The sequence below is a fragment of the Bartonella sp. AP58NXGY genome, from assembly GCF_042195785.1.
In the GTDB taxonomy this organism is placed as follows: domain Bacteria; phylum Pseudomonadota; class Alphaproteobacteria; order Rhizobiales; family Rhizobiaceae; genus Bartonella.
The window spans coordinates 1-266 of record NZ_JBHIOY010000312.1 but is presented as its reverse complement, the minus strand read 5'-3'; the positions used below and the strand labels follow the sequence as shown (position 1 = coordinate 266).

The 266-nt window shown below is 41.7% G+C and carries 1 protein-coding gene; it reads left to right on the top strand.

Translation table 11 applies throughout. The features are described 5' to 3' along the window. On the top strand, positions 1–266 hold a 266-nt coding region (locus tag ACFINC_RS11115; RefSeq protein WP_375617239.1), incomplete at both ends, for a 3-oxoacyl-[acyl-carrier-protein] synthase III C-terminal domain-containing protein.

Below are 266 nucleotides of genomic sequence, written 5' to 3'. Positions count from 1 at the left end.
ATGATAACGGATGTGGTTGATGATTGTTTTGCAGCTGCAGGTATAGATTCTTCACAACTCGATTGGTTTGTCCCTCACCAGGCTAATAAGCGCATTATTGAAGCATCTGCTAAAAAGCTGAAAATTTCACCAGATAAAGTTGTGATTACCATTAATCAACACGGTAACACGTCTGCAGCATCCGTTCCGTTGGCTTTAACAACAGCTCTTTGCGATGGAAGGATAAAGAAAGGAGATCTTATCATGTTAGAAGCCATGGGAGGTGG